Source organism: Streptomyces sp. NPDC046862 (genome assembly GCF_040704615.1).
Classification (GTDB): domain Bacteria; phylum Actinomycetota; class Actinomycetes; order Streptomycetales; family Streptomycetaceae; genus Streptomyces.
Genome location: NZ_JBEYXP010000080.1, coordinates 22,866 through 40,538 on the forward strand (window position 1 = coordinate 22,866; position 17,673 = coordinate 40,538).

General features: G+C 70.4%; 11 protein-coding genes. 3 read left to right on the forward strand and 8 right to left on the reverse strand.

All coding sequences use genetic code 11. The features are described from left to right. Window positions 1-293 precede the first annotated feature (293 nt). Together AB0959_RS48910 and AB0959_RS48915 are read left to right on the forward strand one after the other, a co-directional pair. The gene (locus AB0959_RS48910) at window positions 294-2,357 is read left to right on the forward strand and encodes a glycoside hydrolase family 36 protein (protein WP_366833465.1); all 2,064 of its coding nucleotides are present in this window, start codon (window positions 294-296) and stop codon (window positions 2,355-2,357) included. Between the two features lie 202 nt (window positions 2,358-2,559). Next, window positions 2,560-3,465, forward strand: a complete 906-nt coding sequence (locus AB0959_RS48915) for an endonuclease/exonuclease/phosphatase family protein (protein WP_366833455.1) — start codon at window positions 2,560-2,562, stop codon at window positions 3,463-3,465. A gap of 60 nt (window positions 3,466-3,525) precedes the next feature. Here the strand turns inward: AB0959_RS48915 and AB0959_RS48920 are convergent, their stop codons facing one another. The 7 genes from AB0959_RS48920 to AB0959_RS48950 all read right to left on the reverse strand — a co-directional run bounded on the left by AB0959_RS48920 (window position 3,526) and on the right by AB0959_RS48950 (window position 12,492). Beyond that, on the reverse strand, window positions 3,526-4,239 hold the full coding sequence (locus AB0959_RS48920; protein ID WP_366833456.1) for a hypothetical protein: 714 nt from the start codon (window positions 4,237-4,239) through the stop codon (window positions 3,526-3,528). A 38-nt stretch (window positions 4,240-4,277) separates the two neighbouring features. Further along, window positions 4,278-4,409, reverse strand: coding sequence for a hypothetical protein (locus AB0959_RS48925; RefSeq protein WP_366833457.1), 132 nt, complete (start codon window positions 4,407-4,409; stop codon window positions 4,278-4,280). Continuing rightward, window positions 4,406-6,391 carry a beta-galactosidase gene (locus AB0959_RS48930; RefSeq protein ID WP_366833458.1) on the reverse strand — a complete coding sequence of 662 codons (1,986 nt, stop codon included), beginning with the start codon at window positions 6,389-6,391 and terminating at the stop codon, window positions 4,406-4,408. Before AB0959_RS48930 ends, AB0959_RS48925 begins: the two co-directional genes overlap by 4 nt. Beyond that, window positions 6,391-8,616, reverse strand: coding sequence for a 1,4-beta-glucanase (locus AB0959_RS48935; RefSeq protein ID WP_366833459.1), 2,226 nt, complete (start codon window positions 8,614-8,616; stop codon window positions 6,391-6,393). The genes AB0959_RS48930 and AB0959_RS48935 overlap by 1 nt, the downstream gene beginning before the upstream one ends. Before the next feature lie 166 nt (window positions 8,617-8,782). Next, window positions 8,783-9,745 carry a carbohydrate ABC transporter permease gene (locus tag AB0959_RS48940; RefSeq protein WP_366833460.1) on the reverse strand — a complete coding sequence of 321 codons (963 nt, stop codon included), beginning with the start codon at window positions 9,743-9,745 and terminating at the stop codon, window positions 8,783-8,785. Beyond that, window positions 9,742-10,776 carry an ABC transporter permease subunit gene (locus AB0959_RS48945; protein WP_366833461.1) on the reverse strand — a complete coding sequence of 345 codons (1,035 nt, stop codon included), beginning with the start codon at window positions 10,774-10,776 and terminating at the stop codon, window positions 9,742-9,744. The genes AB0959_RS48940 and AB0959_RS48945 overlap by 4 nt, the downstream gene beginning before the upstream one ends. A gap of 27 nt (window positions 10,777-10,803) precedes the next feature. Continuing rightward, complete coding sequence (locus tag AB0959_RS48950; RefSeq protein ID WP_366833462.1) at window positions 10,804-12,492, reverse strand: extracellular solute-binding protein; 1,689 nt, start codon at window positions 12,490-12,492, stop codon at window positions 10,804-10,806. A 381-nt stretch (window positions 12,493-12,873) separates the two neighbouring features. Between AB0959_RS48950 and AB0959_RS48955 the strand changes: the two genes are divergently transcribed. Then, window positions 12,874-15,720, forward strand: a complete 2,847-nt coding sequence (locus AB0959_RS48955; protein WP_366833463.1) for a glycoside hydrolase family 3 C-terminal domain-containing protein — start codon at window positions 12,874-12,876, stop codon at window positions 15,718-15,720. Window positions 15,721-15,904: 184 nt separating this feature from the next. Here the strand turns inward: AB0959_RS48955 and AB0959_RS48960 are convergent, their stop codons facing one another. After that, entirely contained in the window at window positions 15,905-17,350 is a 1,446-nt protein-coding gene (locus AB0959_RS48960) for an aldehyde dehydrogenase family protein (protein ID WP_366833464.1), read from the reverse strand. Window positions 17,351-17,673 lie beyond the last annotated feature (323 nt).

The window sequence follows — 17,673 nt, forward strand, 5'->3', positions numbered from 1 at the left end:
AACCGCCGTCAAGAGACCGTAACGATGGATTCACGCGAGCGCCTCCGGCGTGTGGGCGCGTACGGACGGGCGGCTCAGGGCGGGCGGCTCAGCACGGGCAGCTCAGGACGGGCAGCTCAGGAGGGGGCAGCATCTTGACCGGGACGACGGACTTGACCGGCACGACGAACTCGACCGGCACAGCGGACTCGACCGGCACGACGGAGGAGACGACGTTGGAGGGGACGACGTTGGAGGGGACCACGAGCGGTCCCGGCTCCCCGCGCGCGGCGTTCACCTGGCGCCATTCCGCGCTGGACGCCGAGTTCGCGACGGCCGCCGACGGAACGCTGCGGTTGGTCCGGCTGGGCCCGCCCGGTGACACGGTGGAGCCCGCCGCCGCGCTGCCGTTGGTCGAGTTGACCGCCCTGGGCCACGGCAGTGGCTGGTCCGGCCCGCGTTTCACGGGCACGGCCTTCGGCACGCGGCTCGGGTACCGGGGGCACGACAGCGGCAGCGAGGCCGGCTGGGAGTGGCTGACCGTCGAACTCCACGACCCGCTCACGGGGTTGACCGCGTTCGTCGAGCTGTCCTCCCCCGCAGGACTGCCCGTGCTCCGCTCCCGCGTCCGGCTGCGCCACGACGGCACGGAGCCCCTCGTGCTCCAGTCCGTGAGCAGTCTGCTGCTGGGCGGCCTGCCCTCCCCCGACGTGCTCGACGTGCACCGGGCCCACAACGACTGGCTCGCCGAGTGCCGTTGGTACACCGAACCGCTGCGCGACACCGTCGCCGACATCCACGTGGCCGCCCACCAGCACGACAGCCGCGCCGCCCTCGTCCTCACCGGGCGCGGCAGCTGGCCGACCGACGGGCACCTGGCGATGGGGGCGCTGACGCGGCGGGACGGCGGCCGGGCCTGGCTGTGGCAGGTCGAGTCGCCGGCCGGCTGGCGCTGGGACCTGGGCGAACACGCGCACGGTACGTATCTGGCGCTGAACGGCCCCACGGACGCGGAACACCAGTGGCGGGTGCGGCTCGCGCCGGGCGAGGAGTTCACGACGGTCCCGGCGGCGCTGGCCCTGGGCGCCGGTCTCGACGACGCGATGGGCGCCCTGACCTCGTACCGCCGTGCCGTACGCCGCCCGCACCCGGACCACACGGCACTCCCCGTCGTCTTCAACGACTACATGAACACCCTGATGGGCGACCCGACGACGGAGAAGCTGCTGCCGCTGATCGACGCCGCCGCCGAGGCCGGTGCGGAGTACTTCTGCGTCGACTCCGGCTGGTACGACGACGACACGGAGGGCTGGTGGGACAGCGTCGGCGAGTGGCTGCCCTCGGCGCGCCGCTTCCCCGGCGGCGGCATCAGGGCGGTCCTGGACCGGATCCGCGAGCGCGGCATGGTGCCCGGGTTGTGGCTGGAGCCGGAGGTCGTCGGCGTCCGCAGCCCGATCGCTTCCGCGCTGCCCCCGGAGGCCTTCTTCCAGCGCGACGGCGTGCGCCTGGCCGAACAGGGCCGCCACCAGCTCGACCTGCGGCACCCGGCCGCCCGCGCGCACCTCGACAGCACGGTGGACCGGATCGTCGGCGACTGGGGTGTGGGCTATCTCAAGCTGGACTACAACATCGTGGTCGACCCGGGGACATGCGGCCCCGGTGACCTCTCACCGGGCGCCGGCCTGCTCGGCCACGCCCACGCCTACCTGGACTGGCTGTCCGGCGTCCTGGACCGCCACCCCGGGCTGGTCGTCGAGAACTGCGCCTCGGGGGGTATGCGCATGGACGGCGCCACCCTGGCCGTCGCCCAGCTCCAGTCGACCAGCGACCAGCAGGACCCGCTGTGCTTCCCGCCGATCGCCGCCGCCGCGCCGACCGCGGTCCCGCCCGAGCAGGGCGCCGTCTGGGCGTACCCGCAGGCCGAGTACAACGACGACCTGATCACCTTCACGCTCGGCGGGGCCCTGCTCGGCCGTATCCACCTGTCCGGCCATCTGAACCGCATGTCGGAGCACCAACTCGGCCTCGTACGGGACGCGGTGGGGACGTACAAGGCGATCCGCGCCGACCTCGCGCGGGCCGTGCCGTTCTGGCCGCTCGGTCTGCCCGGGTGGACGGACGAGTGGCTGGCGCTGGGGATGCGGGTGCCGGACGGGCCGTCGTACGTGACGGTGTGGCGCCGTGGCGGGGAGAGCGAAGTGCGGCTCCCGCTCGGCCACCTGGCCGGCCGGGAGGTGCGGGCGGAGATCCTGCATCCGTCGGCTCCGGCGGCCGGCTCGGTGACCTGGGAGGACGGACACGGTGACCAGGGGGTGCTGCGGGTGCGGGCGCCCCGCACGCCCGCGGCGCTGCTGATCCGGCTGACGCCGGGCGCGTAGCCGGAGGGAGGGTCGGCGGGTGCGGGCGCGGCTGTCACGGTCGCGGCCCGCTCACCACCCTCGTCCGGCCTCTTCGATCCTCGTCCAGCCTCTTCCAGCCATGGACACCTCTTTACATGGACATGTTCACGGCCATCACATACGACCGCTCCAGACTCATCTGTGCACGACTCGCCCGGAAACCGCCACAGAAGGAGCTCCTGTGCCGAACCACGTCCGAGTCACGCGCCGCCGAAGCCTGAAGACCGCCCTGGCCGCGGCGGTCCTGCTGCCCCTGTACCCTGCGGCGATGACCGCCTCACCCGCCGCGGCGGCGGAAACCGCCGATCGCCGCCTGAGAGTCATGTCCTTCAACCTCCGCTACGCGAGCACAGCGGAGCCCAACAGCTGGGCCGCCCGCAGACCGGTGATGCGCGAACTGCTGCGGCAGGAGCGCCTCCACGTCATCGGCACCCAGGAGGGCCTGTACGAGCAGCTCCTCGACATCGAGGCCGACCTCGGACCGCACTACCGCTGGATCGGCACCGGACGCGCCGGCGGCAGCCTCGACGAGTTCATGGCGGTCTTCTACGACACCCGTCGGCTCAAGCCGCTCGCATACGACCACTTCTGGCTCTCCGACACTCCGAACGTGGTCGGATCGAACACCTGGGGCGGCGGCTCCATCCGCATGGTCACGTGGGTCCGCTTCCGTGACCTGGCCGACGGCGACCGGCAGTTCTACGTGCTCAACACCCACCTCGACAACGCCAGTCAGAACGCACGCCAGCGCGCCGCGTCCCTGATCGCCCAGCGGATCACCGGGCTCGACCGGTCCCTCCCGCTCGTCGTCACCGGCGACTTCAACGTCGCGGCCCACAAGAATCCGGTCTACGACACCATGCTGGGCGCCGGGCTCGTCGACACCTGGGACACGGCGGCCGAGCGGAGTGAGCTCTACGCGACCTTCCACGGCTACCGTCCGCTGACACCCGACGGCGACCGCATCGACTGGATCCTGGCCACCCCCGGCATCACCGTGCACCGCGCGTCGATCAACACCTTCTCGCTGAACGGGCAGTTCCCCAGCGACCACCTGCCCGTGCAGAGTTCGCTGACGCTCGCATAACCGGCTTCCGGCCCCGGGCCGGCGCCGCATGGGGGAACGGCACCGGCCCGGGCCTTACGATCAGCTGCTGCTGACGGTCAGGTTGTTCGTGTTGAAGTCCAGGCCGCCGGACGAGGACGTGATCTCGAAGCCGAACTGGACGTCACCGATGGTCTCGTTGCCGAACCAGCCCTTGGCGTCCTTGATCCACTTGAGGATCGGCAGGACGTTGACGGTGCCGGAGCTGGAGTTGGAGGTGCGGACGAAGGAGAAGACCTCGTTCGCGCCGTTGTTGCCCTTGTAGACGGTCCAGGTGTGACCGCCGAGCGTCACGTTGCCCTGCGAGGTGCCGAGGGGGCCGACCGCTCCGGTCTTGTTGACCCAGAGCATGATCTCGTAGTCGTAGTCGGTGTCCCAGATGTCGTACGACGTGTTGTACGCGCCGGACGACGGGACCGTGACGTTGTAGCTGCTGGAGAGCGACCCGAGCGAGGTGATCGACTTGTTGATCACCTTCTTGGAGTTCGGGTAGGACTTGATGCCACCGGTGTTGGGGTGGTTGGCCCAGACGCCCCAGTTGGTGCCCGAGTTGGCCCAGACGCACTGGCTGCCGGCGCCGGAGCCCCAGATGTTGTTGTAGAGCGTGTAGCCGTTCAGGCTCGTGTTGCCCCACTGGTCGCAGGAGTTCCAGACGGCGGCCGAGGCGGGGGCGGAGGCGAGACCGATGGTCGCGCCGAGGGCCATCGCCGGGGCCAGCACCGCCATGGTGACCCTGCGCAGTGTTCTCTTTGCCATGGTGTCCCTTCCATGGGTGGGGGGAATTGCGGGGGGAGTTACCACGCCCTCACGGTGAGGACGTGGTCTTCTCCGGCGACGAGGTCGAGTTGCCCGTCGCCGGAGGAAGTCCGGAGTTCGGCGAGGTGGGTACGGGTGGGGCGCGGCACCGCGTGTGACGCCGGCTTCATGGCCTCAGCACCGCCACGCCGTACCGGCCGAGGACCAGCGAGCCGGTGACCGTCGCTCCCGTCAGCAGGTCGCGGTGGGTGCCCGGCACGTCGACCGTGACCTGGTCGCGTCCGTGGTTGAGCACGAAGAGCACCTCGCCGCGGCGGACCGCCTCCACCTGGTCGGGCAGCCCGTCGAGCACCGGCCGTACGCCCGCGCCGTACGCCACGCCCGCCAGCAGGTCGCGCAGTGCGGCGGGTTCGGGCAGCGTGGACAGGTACCAGGCGCGGCCCCTGCGCAGCACGGCCGGCAGACCGTCCAGGTCGCCGCCCTTGTAGCGGGAGACCACGTCCGTGTCCGCCGCGTCCGCCGAGTCCGCCGCTTCGAGTTCCTCGGACCACAGCGTGCCGCGGAAACCCTCGCACTCGGCGTGCTCCCCCGCCTCGAGCGGCCACCACTCGTGGAGCGTGCGGATGCCGAACAGCTCGCGCAGCCGCGCGTCCATGCCTCCGGGCCGTACCCGGTCGTCCTCGTCGGCCACGCCGGTCAGGAAGCCGCACACGAGGGTGCCGCCGTCGCGCACGTAGGCGAGGAGGTTCTCGATCGCGGCGTCCGTGAGCAGGTACAGCTGCGGTACGACGACCACCCTGTACCCGGACAGGTCGTGCTCGGGGTGGGCGAACGCGGTGGTGAGGTGGGCCTCCCAGAGGGCGCGGTGCCAGGTCCGCAGAACCTGCGGGTAGTCGACCTCGGAGGAGGGTCGGCCGTCCTGGGCGCCGGCCCACCAGGAGTTCCAGTCGTGCAGGAGGGCGATGTCCGCGGGGACGTGGGCGCCCGCCACCTCGCCGCCGATCGTGGCGAGTTCGGCGCCGAGCCGCTTGACCTCCTGGAACGTACGGCCGTGCTCCCCCGCGTGGCTGACCATCCCGGAGTGGAACTTCTCGGCGCCCTGGCGGGACTGGCGCCACTGGAAGTAGCAGACGGCGTCGGCGCCGCGGGCGACGGCCTGGAGGGACCAGAGGCGGTTGAGGCCGGGCGGCTTGGGGTGGTTGACGCCGCGCCAGTTGACCGGGCCCGCGGCCTGTTCCATCAGCATCCAGGGGCCGCCGCCCGCCTGGGAGCGGGTCATGTCCTGGACCAGGGCGCCGTTCTGCGCGCCGAACGGGTCGCGTGGGTCGGGGTAGATGTCGACGGAGACGACGTCCTCCTCCTCAACCCAGCGCCACGCGTCCTGGCCGAACCACAGCGGCATGAAGTTGGTGGTGACCGGGATGTGCGGAGTGGCCCGGCGGACGATGTCACGCTCGGCGGCGTAACACTCCAGGAGCATGTCGGAGGTGAAGCGCCGGAAGTCCAGGACCTGGGTGGGGTTCTTCATGTAGTGCGGGAGACGGGGCGGCAGGATGCCGTCCCAGCTGTCGTAGCCCTGGCTCCAGAAGGCCGTGCCCCAGGCGGTGTTGAGGGCGTCGAGCGTGCCGTACCTCTCGCGGAGCCAGCGGCGGAAGGCGGCTGCCGCCTCGTCTCCGTGGTCGAAGGTGCAGTACTCGTTGTTGATGTGCCACATGGTCAGGGCCGGGTGGTCGCCGTAGCGGGCGGCCAGGTCCTCCGTGATGGCGGCGGCGTAGCGCCGGTAGGTGGCGCTGGAGTGCGAGAAGTGCTGACGGCCGCCCCACCACTCGGTGCGGCCGTCCTCGGTGACGGGCAGGGTGTCGGGGTGCAGCCGGCCCATCCAGGGCGGGGGCGAGGACGTGGGGGTGGCCAGGACGACGCCGATGCCGCCCGCGTGCATCAGGTCCATCAGCGTGTCCAGCCACCCGAACTCGCGGGCGCCGGGCTCCGGTTCCAGCTTCGACCAGGAGAAGACGCCGAGGGTCACCGAGTTGACGCCGGCGTCCCTCATCAGCCGGACGTCCTCGTGCCAGGTCTCCTCCGGCCACTGCTCGGGGTTGTAGTCGCCGCCGAAGAGGACCCGGCCCCGGGTGGCCGCGCTGAGGTCCGGCATCAGGCGGGCTCCCCGTACTGGACGCCGCGCCCGTTCGTGGCCAGGTAGACGCGGCCGTGAATCCGCGGGTCGCCGGTGATGGCGTCGCCGATGAAGCCCCACTGGTGCGCGTCGTCGTTGATCCGCACCCAGGTCTTCGCCTCGTCGTCGGAGCGGAGGACCGCGGTGACGTCGCCGGTCGCGCCGACCTGGTAGATCGCCGGGTAGTCGGAGCCGTCGGCGGACCTGCCGAAGCCGAGGGTGTACGAGGCCCAGCAGCTGATGATCTTCGAGAAGGTCGCGCCGCCGTCGGTGGACCGGTACAGCCCGTTCCACTTGGTGCTCAGCCACAGGTCGCCGAAGCGCCCTGGGGCGGCGGTCAGCTTGAACTGGGTGTCGCCCGAGGGCAGGCCGGTGGCGCCCTTGGTGAAGGTCTTTCCGCTGTCCGTGCTGGAGAGGACGGAGCCCGTGTCGCTGTCGAACGCGTAGAAGCGGGCGGGGTCGGCCGGGTCGGCGACCGGTACGGCGCCCTTCGGGAAGGAGGAGACCTCCGTCCAGGTCACGCCGTTGTCCGCCGAGCGGTACCCGGGGTGCCTCGTGCCGTCCCAGTGCACGAAGGACCACAGCAGCACGCTGCCGTCGGCGTTCGTGGCGATCGGCCCTGGTGCGTCCTTGGCGATGGCGGGCTGGGCCGCGAAGGGCTTCCAGCTCTGTCCGCCGTCGTTCGAGGAGGCGCCGTTGCCGTGGTCGCCCCAGCCGGCGCGGACGACGTACGACGGTTTGTTCGCGGCCTGTGCGAGCCCGGTCGCCGTCCCGAACACGGGGTTCGTCGCCATGCCGCGCGACGGTGACGCCGTGAGCCGCTCGTGGTACATCACGCCGATGTCCCCCGACCCGCTGATCAGGTGCGCCGCACCGGCCGGGGGCGAGATCAGCTGGCGCACGGACGTCTCCTCCAGGCCGCGGATCTGCGGGGCCCAGTTCTTGAGGTCGCGGGTGGCGTAGAGGGTCGCGCCGGTGCCGAAGACGATGTGATGGGAGTCGTACGGGTCGATGCCGACCGCCTGGATCCACCAGCCGAACTTCGGCTTGTCCTCGCCCCACTTGAGGTAGGGGGTCTCGCTGACGTCGAGGACGGCAGTGTCCTTCAGGGACTTCCAGGTCCGGCCGCCGTCGGTGGTCCGGTACAGGGTGTCGACGGCCGCCCAGCGGTTGTTCGTGGAGACGACGACGGTGCCGGGACGTCGTGCGTCGACGGCGACCCCGCCGTAGCCGAAGGTGTCGGTGCCGCCGTCGGTGGTGGTCCCGCCCGGCTTGACCGGCGTGACCTCCTTCCACTTGCCGGTGGCGGTGCACAGCTTGTGCACGCTGCCGTCCGACTGGCCGTTGGGGCCGGGCGCGTTGGCGTACGTGACGTACAGCTCGCGGGTGTTCTTGTCGTACGCGGCGCGGATCGGGACCTTGGCGGCGGTGCCGGTGGGCCGGCCGGGGACGGCCTCCCAGGTGGTGCCGTCGCCGGTGCGGTACAGGTTCGGCCTGTCCGCCGTGCCGTCGGAGTCGCCCCAGCCCGCGTAGACGGTGCGGCCGGCGGCGACGAGGAGGACGACGCCCTGGCCCGAGGCGGACGGGGAGGGCGGGAAGCCGGATGCGGCTGCCCAGGTGGCGCCCCGGTCCGTCGACTTGAGGAGGCCGTCGTGGCGCGTGCCCAGCCACAGAGTGTCGCTGTCGCGCGGGTCGACCAGCAGGCGCTCCCCCGCGCCCCGGCCGTCCTCGTTGGCACCGAGCCTCACCGACAGGTCGGCGCGGGTCCAGGTGGCGCCGCGGTCCTCGGAGCGCAGGACCGCGCCGTTGCCGGCCCAGGACTGGGTGTAGGTGCCGAGGGCGAGGTACAGCCGGTCGGGGTGGGCGGGGTCGACGGCCATGGCCTCGACGCCGAGGAGGTTCCAGTCGTCCCAGCCGATGTGGTCGGTGAGCGGGGTCCAGCGGGCGTCGGTGTCGTCCCAGCGGTAGGCGCCGCCGATGTCGGTGCGGGCGTAGGCGCATCCGCGCAGGGACGGGTGGAAGAGGACGCCGGTGACGAAGCCGGTGCCGCCGATTGCCGCGTTGCGCCATCGGTACGTGGTGCCTCCGGCGGTCTCCGGGGGCTGGGTTTCCGCTGCGTGGGCCGGGGTGCCGAGGGTGGTGAGTACGGTGGCGGCTGCGGTTCCGGTGAGGACGGTGCGTCTGCTGGGGCGGGGGGTGCGCATGGCTTACCTCGTTCAGGGGTGCGGGGACGGGCGGGGCAGGCCTGGTCGCCCAAGAGCTCGGTTGGTGTGGTGCGTTGGCGGGTGCGGTCCGTCTGTGGCTGGTCGCGCAGTTCCCCGCGCCCCTTTCGGGGCGCAGCCACGGCCCGGAGGCACCCGGTGAAGGGCCTCAGCCCTTGACTGCGCCCGTCAGCATGCCCTTCTTGAAGTGCTTCTGGACGAAGGGCGAGAGGATCGCGACCGGCAGCAGCGCCATCACCATGACCGCCATCTGGATGGCCAGACCCGACAGTTGACCGGTCCTGATGGCCTGGCTCAGACCGACCGGCGCTTCCTGCTTCTGCACGAGCTGGATCATGACGTTCTGCAGCGGCATCATGTCCTGGTCGTTCAAGTAGATGGACGCGTTGAACCAGGCGCTCCAGTACCCGACGGCGTAGAAGAGCGTGATCACCGCGATAACCGCCCGCGACAGCGGCATGACGATCTGCCAGAGGATTCTGAAGTCCCCGGCGCCGTCGATGCGTGCGCTGTCGATGAGTTCCTGCGAGATCCCCATGAAGAAGCCGCGGAGCACCAGGATGTTGAAGACACTGATCGCGCTCGGCAGGATCAGCGCGAGATAGCTGTCGGTCAGGCCGAGGGACTGCACCAGCAGGTAGGTGGGGATGAGGCCGGCGCTGAAGAACATGGTGGCCAGCAGCGTCATCAGGATTCCGCGGTGGGCGAGGGATCCGCTGCGGGACAGGCCGTACGCGCACAGGACGGACACCGCCATCGAGAACAACGTTCCGACCAGGGTGACGAGGATGCTGATGATCGCGGCGCGGGTGACCTGGCCGCCGCTGAGCAACTCCTTGTAGGCGATGAAGGTGATGCCCTTGGGCACCATCACCAGGCCGCCCGCCTGGTCGATGGTCTTCCTCGAGGAGAGGCTGGTGACGACCACGATCCACAGAGGGAAGAGGACCACCAGGCAGGCGAACGACAGGGCGATGCCCTTGCCCGCGAGGCCGGCCTTCGAGGGTTCCTCCTCCCACGCCGGGCGGGGCGGGGACTGCCACCAGCGGGGCGCCTTCTGCTGCTGGGCCGCCTCGGTGTCCTGCCGCGGCTCCCACATCACGGACGTCATTTCTTGTACACCCCCTGCTCGCCCATGAGATGGGCCACCTTGTTCGCGGCGAGGACCAGGCCGATGCTGACCACGCCCTTGATCAGGCCGGCGGCGGCCGCGTAGCCGAAGTCCTGGTTGCGTACGCCGTTCCACCACACGAAGGTGTCGAGGACCTCCCCCGCACCCGTGCCGACGCCGTCGCGTTGCAGCAGGATCTGTTCGAACCCGACGGTCAGGGCGTCGCCGACGCGCAGCACGAGGAGGAGCGCGATCACCGGGCGCAGGGCGGGAAGCGTGACGTGCCACATGCGGCGCCAGCGTCCGGCACCGTCCATCGCGGCGGCCTCGTAGTGGTCCTGAGGAACGGAGGCCAGCGCGGCGAGGAAGACGATGATGCCCCACCCGGCGTCCTTCCACACGCTCTGCGCCGTGAGCAGGAAGGGGAAGGTGTCCGGGTTGGTCATGATGTTGAGGCCGTCGTACCCGTTCTGCCGCAGCAACTGGGAGAGCATGCCCGCGCCGCCGAACATCTGCTGGAAGACGGCGATGACCAGCACCCACGAGAAGAAGTGCGGCAGGTAGAGAACGGCCTGCGCCACGGCCCGCACCCTGGGCCGGACCACGCTGTTGATGAGGAGCGCGAGCAGCACCGGGATCGGGAAGAACAGCACGAGCTGGACGAAGAACAGCACCAGCGTGTTCTCGACGGCGTTCCAGAAGGCGGAGTCCTCGAACATCCGCTGGAAGTTCTCCAGGCCCACGAAGGGGCTGTTCAGGATGGAGATGATGCCGTTGTCGCTGATGTAGGGGTCGTAGTCCTGGAAGGCGACGACGTTGCCGAGGATCGGCAGGTAGTTGAAGACCAGGACCAGCACGACGGCCGGCAGCGTCATGAGGATCAGGGCGCGGTCGCGTCTGAACCTGAGCCGGAGGCTCAGCTTGCCCGAGCCTCGTTCCTCCCGGCCACCGGTGGCGTCGTCGGACGCCACCGGGGTCTTCGTCGGCGTGTCGGCCTCGGTGCTGCTCCGAGGCACCGTGCTGTGGGACACGGCTGTTCTCCTTGCCTCAGAGCCTGGTCAGCTCGCCGCCGAGCCGTTCTCGTCGAGAAGCTTCTTGTACCAGTCGCGCAGCTTGTCGCCGCCCTTGCTCTTCCAGTCCGAGACGGCCTGCTGCATGTCGCCGATCTTCTTGTGCCCGCGGATGATGTCGTCCTCGAGCTGCTCGAAGTCGTTGGCGAGGTTGGTGTAGCGGGAGGGCTCGGTGATCTGCAGGCCCCAGAAGGACGACTTCTTGGTGAAGCCGCCCATCCGCTGCTCCCACTCCACCATGGCCTTGGTGTCGTCCGGGAAGTCCGGGTGGGCGGTGGTCGCGGCGGGGCTCGCGACCATGACGTAGGCGTTGATGACCTCGTTGTTGCCCTTGTCGTTCTTGACGGGGACGCCGTCCTTCATCGTGTAGTGCGTGCCCTCGACGCCGTAGTTGGTCATCATCCACTCCTTGGTGCCGTACGGCGCCGCGGTGACGTTGGCGACCGCCAGGACGTCGTGGATGACGGACTCGGAGGCCTTCTTGTTGACGAAGGCGAAGATGCCGGCCGGGTTCTGGGCGTACAGCGTCGGGTCACCGCCGTCGTGGTTCCAGATGTCCATGCCCCAGACCTTGAAGTCGGGGTTCTGGGTGGCCTGGATGGCCTGCTGGCCGTACCACTGGACGATGTTGTTGTTCCAGATCAGGAACTCACCGGCGGCGAACTTGGGGGCGGGGTCGGTCGCCTGGCTCTTGCCCAGCTTGAAGTCGGGGTGGACGACCCCGGCGGCGAACAGCTTCCGCGTCCACTCGATGGCTTCCAGGTACTGCGGGGTCTCGATGCGGTTGATCAGCTTGCCGTCGACCAGGTTCCACCAGAGCGGCTTCTCCCCACCCCCGAGCACGCCGAAGGTGTTCATCGCGGTCCACTTCATGTCACCGCAGGCCCACCGCTTGGCCCTGGCGTTGGTGATGTCCTTGCACAGGGCCATGAACTCGTCGGCGGACCTGGGGACTTCGTAGCCCTCCTTGTCGAAGATGTCCTGGCGGTAGAGGGGCACGATGGTCTGGACGGACGGGGCGGGCTGCGGCAGACCCATCAGCTTGCCGCCGAAGATGGAGCGCTGCCAGGCGTCGCTGGGGATCGCCGCGAGGTTGGGGTACTCCTTGACCTTGTCCCCGGACAGGTACGGGCCGAGGTCGGCGAACTTGCTGATGATGGCGCTGGGTATCTTGCCCATCATGTTCCAGCTGGGGACGACCACCACGTCCGGGACGTCGCTGGAGGCGAGGACCGCGCCGAGCTTCTGGTCGTAGGTGTTGCCGTCCTGGTTGCGCCACCGGACGTCGACGCCGATCAGGTCGTTCATCGACGTGTAGTAGGGGTTGTTCTGCTTCGGGGGCGAGCCCCAGAACGGCGACATGATGGTGACCTCGCCGCCCTTGCCGAGCTTCTTCGGGACCGAGCTCTTGAGGGTGTCGACGTCGAGCTTGGTGGTGAAGCCCATCGACGAACCGTTCCTGGACGGGATGTCCGGCTTCACCACGTCGCTGGCCACGTAGGCGGGCAGGATCTTCTTCGCGTCCTTGCCCGACGTGGTGCCGTCCCGCGAGCCGTTGTCCGAACCGCCGCAGGCGGACAGCAGCGGCACGCCTCCGGCCACCGCGGCGGCGGCGACCGCCGTGGAGGCGAGGAAGTTTCTCCGGCTGGGAGCGGAGGGGGCGGAGTTCGGCGTCATTGCGTCAACCCTTCATGGCGCACACCAGGACACACGGCGGGGGAGCCGTCGGCGGCTGCGGTGTCTTGAGTGGAACTGGCTGTGCTGAAGCGGTGGACATCGGAGGGGTGTGAGCACGCGAGGCGTTCCCTCTGCAGTCGAAGCGCTTCGATGTTGCTGCGAGGTTAAGTGAACCCGTGGGGGTGCACAAGAGTCGTTTCCACAATTGCCCGGAGGTATGGGGGACCGGAGCGACCAGTTCCGACCGCTGGATATGACGGGGAGGAAACGGATCTGTTGCGCCTTGGTCTCTTGACACCCACCCCCGGGTCGAATGAGCATCGAAGCGTATCGAAGCGCTTCGAAACTCGCTGGCCGCTCCACCGCAAAGGGATCCCCAACGTGACCGCACAGACGCCTTCCACTCCGCCGTTCCGCGATCCTCGGCTGCCTCTCGCGAAGCGCGTCGACGACCTTCTCGGGCGGCTCACCCTCGACGAACGGATCGCGTTCCTGCACCAGTTCGCACCGGCCGTCGAGCGTCTGGGCGTCGCCGCGTTCCGCACCGGCCAGGAGGCGTTGCACGGCGTGGCGTGGATGGGTCCGGCCACGGTGTTCCCGCAGGCGGTCGGGCTGGGCGCGACCTGGAACGAGGACCTCGTGCGCCGCGTCGGCGAGGCGGTGTCCACCGAGGTCCGCGCCATGCGGGCCCGCGACGACCGCGTCGGCCTCAACGTCTGGTCCCCCACGGTGAACCTGCTGCGCCACCCGCTCTGGGGGCGCAACGAGGAGGGCTACTCCGAGGACCCGAAGCTGACCTCGGCCATCGCGACGGCGTACACGCGGGGCCTGCGCGGCGACCACCCGGCGTACTGGCGTACGGCTCCGGTCCTCAAGCACTGGCTGGCGCACAACAACGAGACGAACCGGGACACCACCTCGTCCTCGGTCCGCCCGCGCGTCCTGCACGAGTACGACCTGCGCGCCTTCCGCGAGACCGTGTCTGCGGGCGCGGTGGCCGGCGTCATGCCCGCGTACAACCTGGTCAACGGCCGCCCGAACCACGTCTCGCCGTATCTGAAGGAGCACCTGCGCGCCTGGACCGACGAGGACCTCCTGGTCTGCTCGGACGCCGGCGCCCCCTCGAACCTGGTCGACTCCGAGCACTACTTCGACACCCACGAGGAGGCCACGGCGGCCGCGATCCGCGCGGGCGTCGACAGCTTCACCGACCACGGCACGGACAGCTCGAAGATCGTCGAACGGATCCGGGGCGCCCTGGCCGGGGGCCTGCTGACCGCGGAGGACATCGACGAGGCGGTCCGCCGCCAGCTCTCGGTCCGCTTCCGGCTGGGCGAGTTCGACCCGGAGGGCGACCCCCATGCCGACGCCAAGGACTTCGACACCCCGGCCCACCGCGCCCTGGCCCAGGAGGCGGCGGAACAGGCGATCGTCCTGCTCAAGAACGAGGGCGGCCTGCTGCCGCTGGCCGAGGACACCCGTATCGCGGTCGTCGGCCTCCTCGCCGACGAGTGCAAGCTCGACTGGTACAGCGGCACGCTCATCCACCGCTCCACCCCGCTGGAGGGCCTGTACGAGCGCTTCGGCGCCGAGTACGTCACCTTCGCCGAGGGCGTGGACCGCGTCCGCCTCAGGACCTCGGCGGGGTCGTACCTCTCGGTGCCGGAGGCCGCCGAAGCCCCCGACGAGGCGCGCGGCGCGGAGGGCGCCCTCGATCCCGCGCTCCTCGCCGGCCGCACGGACCTCCCCCCGCTGACCACCGACACCACTGGCACCGACCTCGCCCTCGTCGACTGGGGCGACGGCGTCCTCACCCTGCGCGCCCCGGACGGCCGCTACCTCTCGGTCGCCGACGACGGTTACCTCCGCGCTTCCGCGGACCAGCCGGGCGGCTGGGTCGTGCAGGAGACGTTCCGCCTGGAACGCCACGAATCCCATGAGGACGGTCACCTCCTGAAGCACATGGGCACGGGCATGTACGTCTCTGTCGCCGCCGACGGCGTGAAGGTTGCCAACGAGAACGCGGAAATCCTCACCCTTGTCGTGACCGAACGGGGTGACGAATCGGTCACGAGAATCGCCTCGGAAGCGGACGCCGTCCTGGTGGTCGCGGGCAACGACCCGCACCTCAACGGCCGCGAGACGGAGGACCGCACCACCCTGCGCCTCCCGGCGCATCAGGAGCGCCTGCTGCGCGCCGCCCGCGCCGCGAACCCGCGCACGGCCCTGGTCCTGACCTCGGCCTATCCCTACGCCGTGGGGCACGAGGACCTCCCGGCCGTCCTGTGGACCGCGCACGGCGGACAGGCGGCGGGCACGGCCCTGGCGCGCGTCCTCGCGGGGGACGTCTCTCCCGCGGGCCGCCTCCCCCAGACCTGGTACGCCACCGACACGGATCTGCCCGACCTGCTCGACTACGACGTGATCGGCGGCCGCCAGACGTACCTGTACTTCGAGGGAACGCCCCTGTTCCCGTTCGGCCACGGCCTGTCGTACGCGGGGTTCGCGTACGAGAATCTCAGCGCCCGGGTGACCGGCGACGAGGTGAAGGTGACGTTCACGCTCACCAACACGAGCGCCCGGACGGCGGACGAGGTACCCCAGCTGTACGTCAGGGCCGTGAACCCGTCGGTCCCGCGCCCCCGCCGCGAACTGGCCGCCCACCGCCGCGTCACGATCGCTCCGGGCGCCTCGACGGACGTGACCTTCCAGGTGCCGCTGTCCTGCTTCGAGTTCTGGGACGTGGCGCAGGACCGGCACCGCCTGGAGCCGGGCGCCTACGAGCTTCTCGTGGGGGCCTCCAGCGAGGACATCCGCCTGACCGCGACGATCGACCTCGACGGCGACCCGGCAGCGCCCCGCCCGGTCGTCGAACGCGGCCTCGACGCGGCCGGCTTCGACGACCAGCGCGGCACGGAGATCGTCGACCGCACGAAGACGTCAGGGGACGCCGTCACGCCCGTCGGCGGCGGAACGGGTGAACTCCTCTTCCACGACTGCGACTTCCGGGACGGAGTCTCCGAGGTGACCGTGGAGGTGGCGGGCGAGGGTTCCGTCGAGTTCTCCCTGAACGGCGGCCCCGTCCTGGCGGTCCTGAACCTCTCCGCCACGGCCGGCCCGTACGACTACACCACCGTGAGCGCCGCGATCGTGGCCTCCGGCGTGCACGACGTCCACCTCAGGCTGCGCGGCCCGTTGCGGCTCGCGCGTGTCGGCCTCTCCGGTTGAGGGTCCGGACCAGGCCGACACACGAAGGGGTCCGGCACCGGAAGGCATCGGTGCCGGACCCCTTCATCCCGGGACGTGCCCGGACTCTACATGAAAATGATTGTCACAAGCTAGAGCCCGGCCCTTTACGTGGGGTCGTCAGAGCTGGGTCCCGGTCTCGTGCTCGTGCTCGTGCTCGTGCTCGTCAGAGCTGGATCCCGGTCAGCACCATGACCCGCTCGTACGTGTAGTCCTCCATCGCGAACTTCACGCCCTCACGCCCGACACCGGACTGCTTCACACCGCCGTACGGCATCTGGTCGGCACGGTAGGACGGCACGTCCCCGATCACGACACCGCCCACTTCCAGGGCCCGGTGCGCCCGGAACGCGGTCTGCAGGTCGTGCGTGAACACACCGGCCTGAAGCCCGTACTTGGACTCGTTGACGGCGGCGAAGGCACTCGTCTCCCCCTCGACCCGGTGCAGGGTGAGAACGGGCCCGAAGACCTCCTCGCAGGAGATCGTGACGTCCGCCGGGACCTCGGCGAGCACGGTGGGCGCGTACGAGGCCCCGTCCCGCTTGCCCCCGGTCAGCAGCTTGGCCCCGGCCCCGACCGCCTCCTCGACCCAGGCCTCCACCCGCTCGGCGGCGGCCTCGCTCACCAGCGGCCCGACATCGGTCGCGCCGTCGGACGGGTCCCCGGTCACCTGGGCCTCGACGGCGGCGACGATCCGCGGCACCAGCCGGTCGTACACCTCCGCGTCCGCGATCACCCGCTGCACGGAGATGCAGGACTGCCCGCCCTGGTAGTTGGAGAAGGTGGCGATACGCGTGGCCGCCCAGTCCAGGTCCTCGTCGCTCGCGTAGTCGGCGAGCACTACGGCGGCGCCGTTGCCGCCCAGTTCCAGGGTGCAGTGCTTGCGCGGGACCGAGTCCATGATCGCGTAGCCGACCTTCTCGGAACCGGTGAACGAGATGACGGGCAGCCGCTCATCCTGCACGAGCGAGGGCATCCGCTCGTTCGCCACGGGCAGCACGCTCCAGGCGCCGGCGGGCAGATCGGTCTCGGCGAGCAGCTCACCGATGACGAGCGCGGACAGCGGAGTGGCCGGGGCCGGCTTCAAGATGATCGGCGTACCGACCGCGATGGCCGGGGCGACCTTGTGGGCGCACAGGTTGAGCGGGAAGTTGAAGGGCGCGATGCCGAGGACGACGCCCTTCGGGAACCGCCGCGTGAAGGCGAGCCGTCCCTGGCCGCCGGCGTCGGTGTCCAGGCGCTGGGCCTCGCCCCCGTTGAAGCGCCGCGCTTCCTCGGCGGCGATCCGGAACACCGAGACGGCCCGTCCCACCTCGCCGCGGGCCCACTTGATCGGCTTGCCGTTCTCGGCCGAGATGAGCTGTGCGATCTCCTCGGTCCGCTCGGCCAGCCTGCGGCTCACGTGGTCGAGGGCGGCGGCGCGTACGTGGGCCGGGGTGGCGGCGAACTCGTCCCGTACCGCGTGGGCCGCGGCCACGGCCTCCTCCACCTGGGCGTCTGTCGGCACGCCGACCCTGCCGACGAGTCGGCCGTCCCACGGCGAGGTGACATCGAATTCGGTCTCGCCGGTCGTCTTGCGACCGGCGAGCCAGAAGGCGTGGGTGGCAGTCATGGTCCGGCCCTTCCGCGTTCGGCGTGCGTTCCCGACCACGGTAGGGCCGGCTCCCCGCCAGGTCGTTTGTCCGAGCCGTAAAACTCTGGCCACGGGATGCGCCGCTTTGGCATGATCGCCATCCCCGGGTGCGGCCCGGGTGTCGGCCCGAGCTGGTCTCGCCCCCGCCGCCCCTACCCGTCCCCTCCCCGGGGCTCCGCCCCGGACCCCGCTCCTCAAACGCCGGAAGGGCTGGAGGGCGCGGGGCAGGGGCTGGTGGTGCGGGCGACGCCGAGGGGTGGGGACGGCGCGGGATGATGCGGGGCGGCGCTGAATCTTCCCGG

What these genes read in the sequence shown, in the direction of transcription:
- AB0959_RS48920 (WP_366833456.1), bottom strand. Translation starts at nt 4,239, where the DNA reads ATGGCAAAGAGAACACTGCGCAGGGTCACCATGGCGGTGCTGGCCCCG.
- AB0959_RS48925 (WP_366833457.1), bottom strand. Translation starts at nt 4,409, where the DNA reads ATGAAGCCGGCGTCACACGCGGTGCCGCGCCCCACCCGTACCCACCTC.
- AB0959_RS48930 (WP_366833458.1), bottom strand. Translation starts at nt 6,391, where the DNA reads ATGCCGGACCTCAGCGCGGCCACCCGGGGCCGGGTCCTCTTCGGCGGC.
- AB0959_RS48935 (WP_366833459.1), bottom strand. Translation starts at nt 8,616, where the DNA reads ATGCGCACCCCCCGCCCCAGCAGACGCACCGTCCTCACCGGAACCGCA.
- AB0959_RS48940 (WP_366833460.1), bottom strand. Translation starts at nt 9,745, where the DNA reads ATGACGTCCGTGATGTGGGAGCCGCGGCAGGACACCGAGGCGGCCCAG.
- AB0959_RS48950 (WP_366833462.1), bottom strand. Translation starts at nt 12,492, where the DNA reads ATGACGCCGAACTCCGCCCCCTCCGCTCCCAGCCGGAGAAACTTCCTC.
- AB0959_RS48960 (WP_366833464.1), bottom strand. Translation starts at nt 17,350, where the DNA reads ATGACTGCCACCCACGCCTTCTGGCTCGCCGGTCGCAAGACGACCGGC.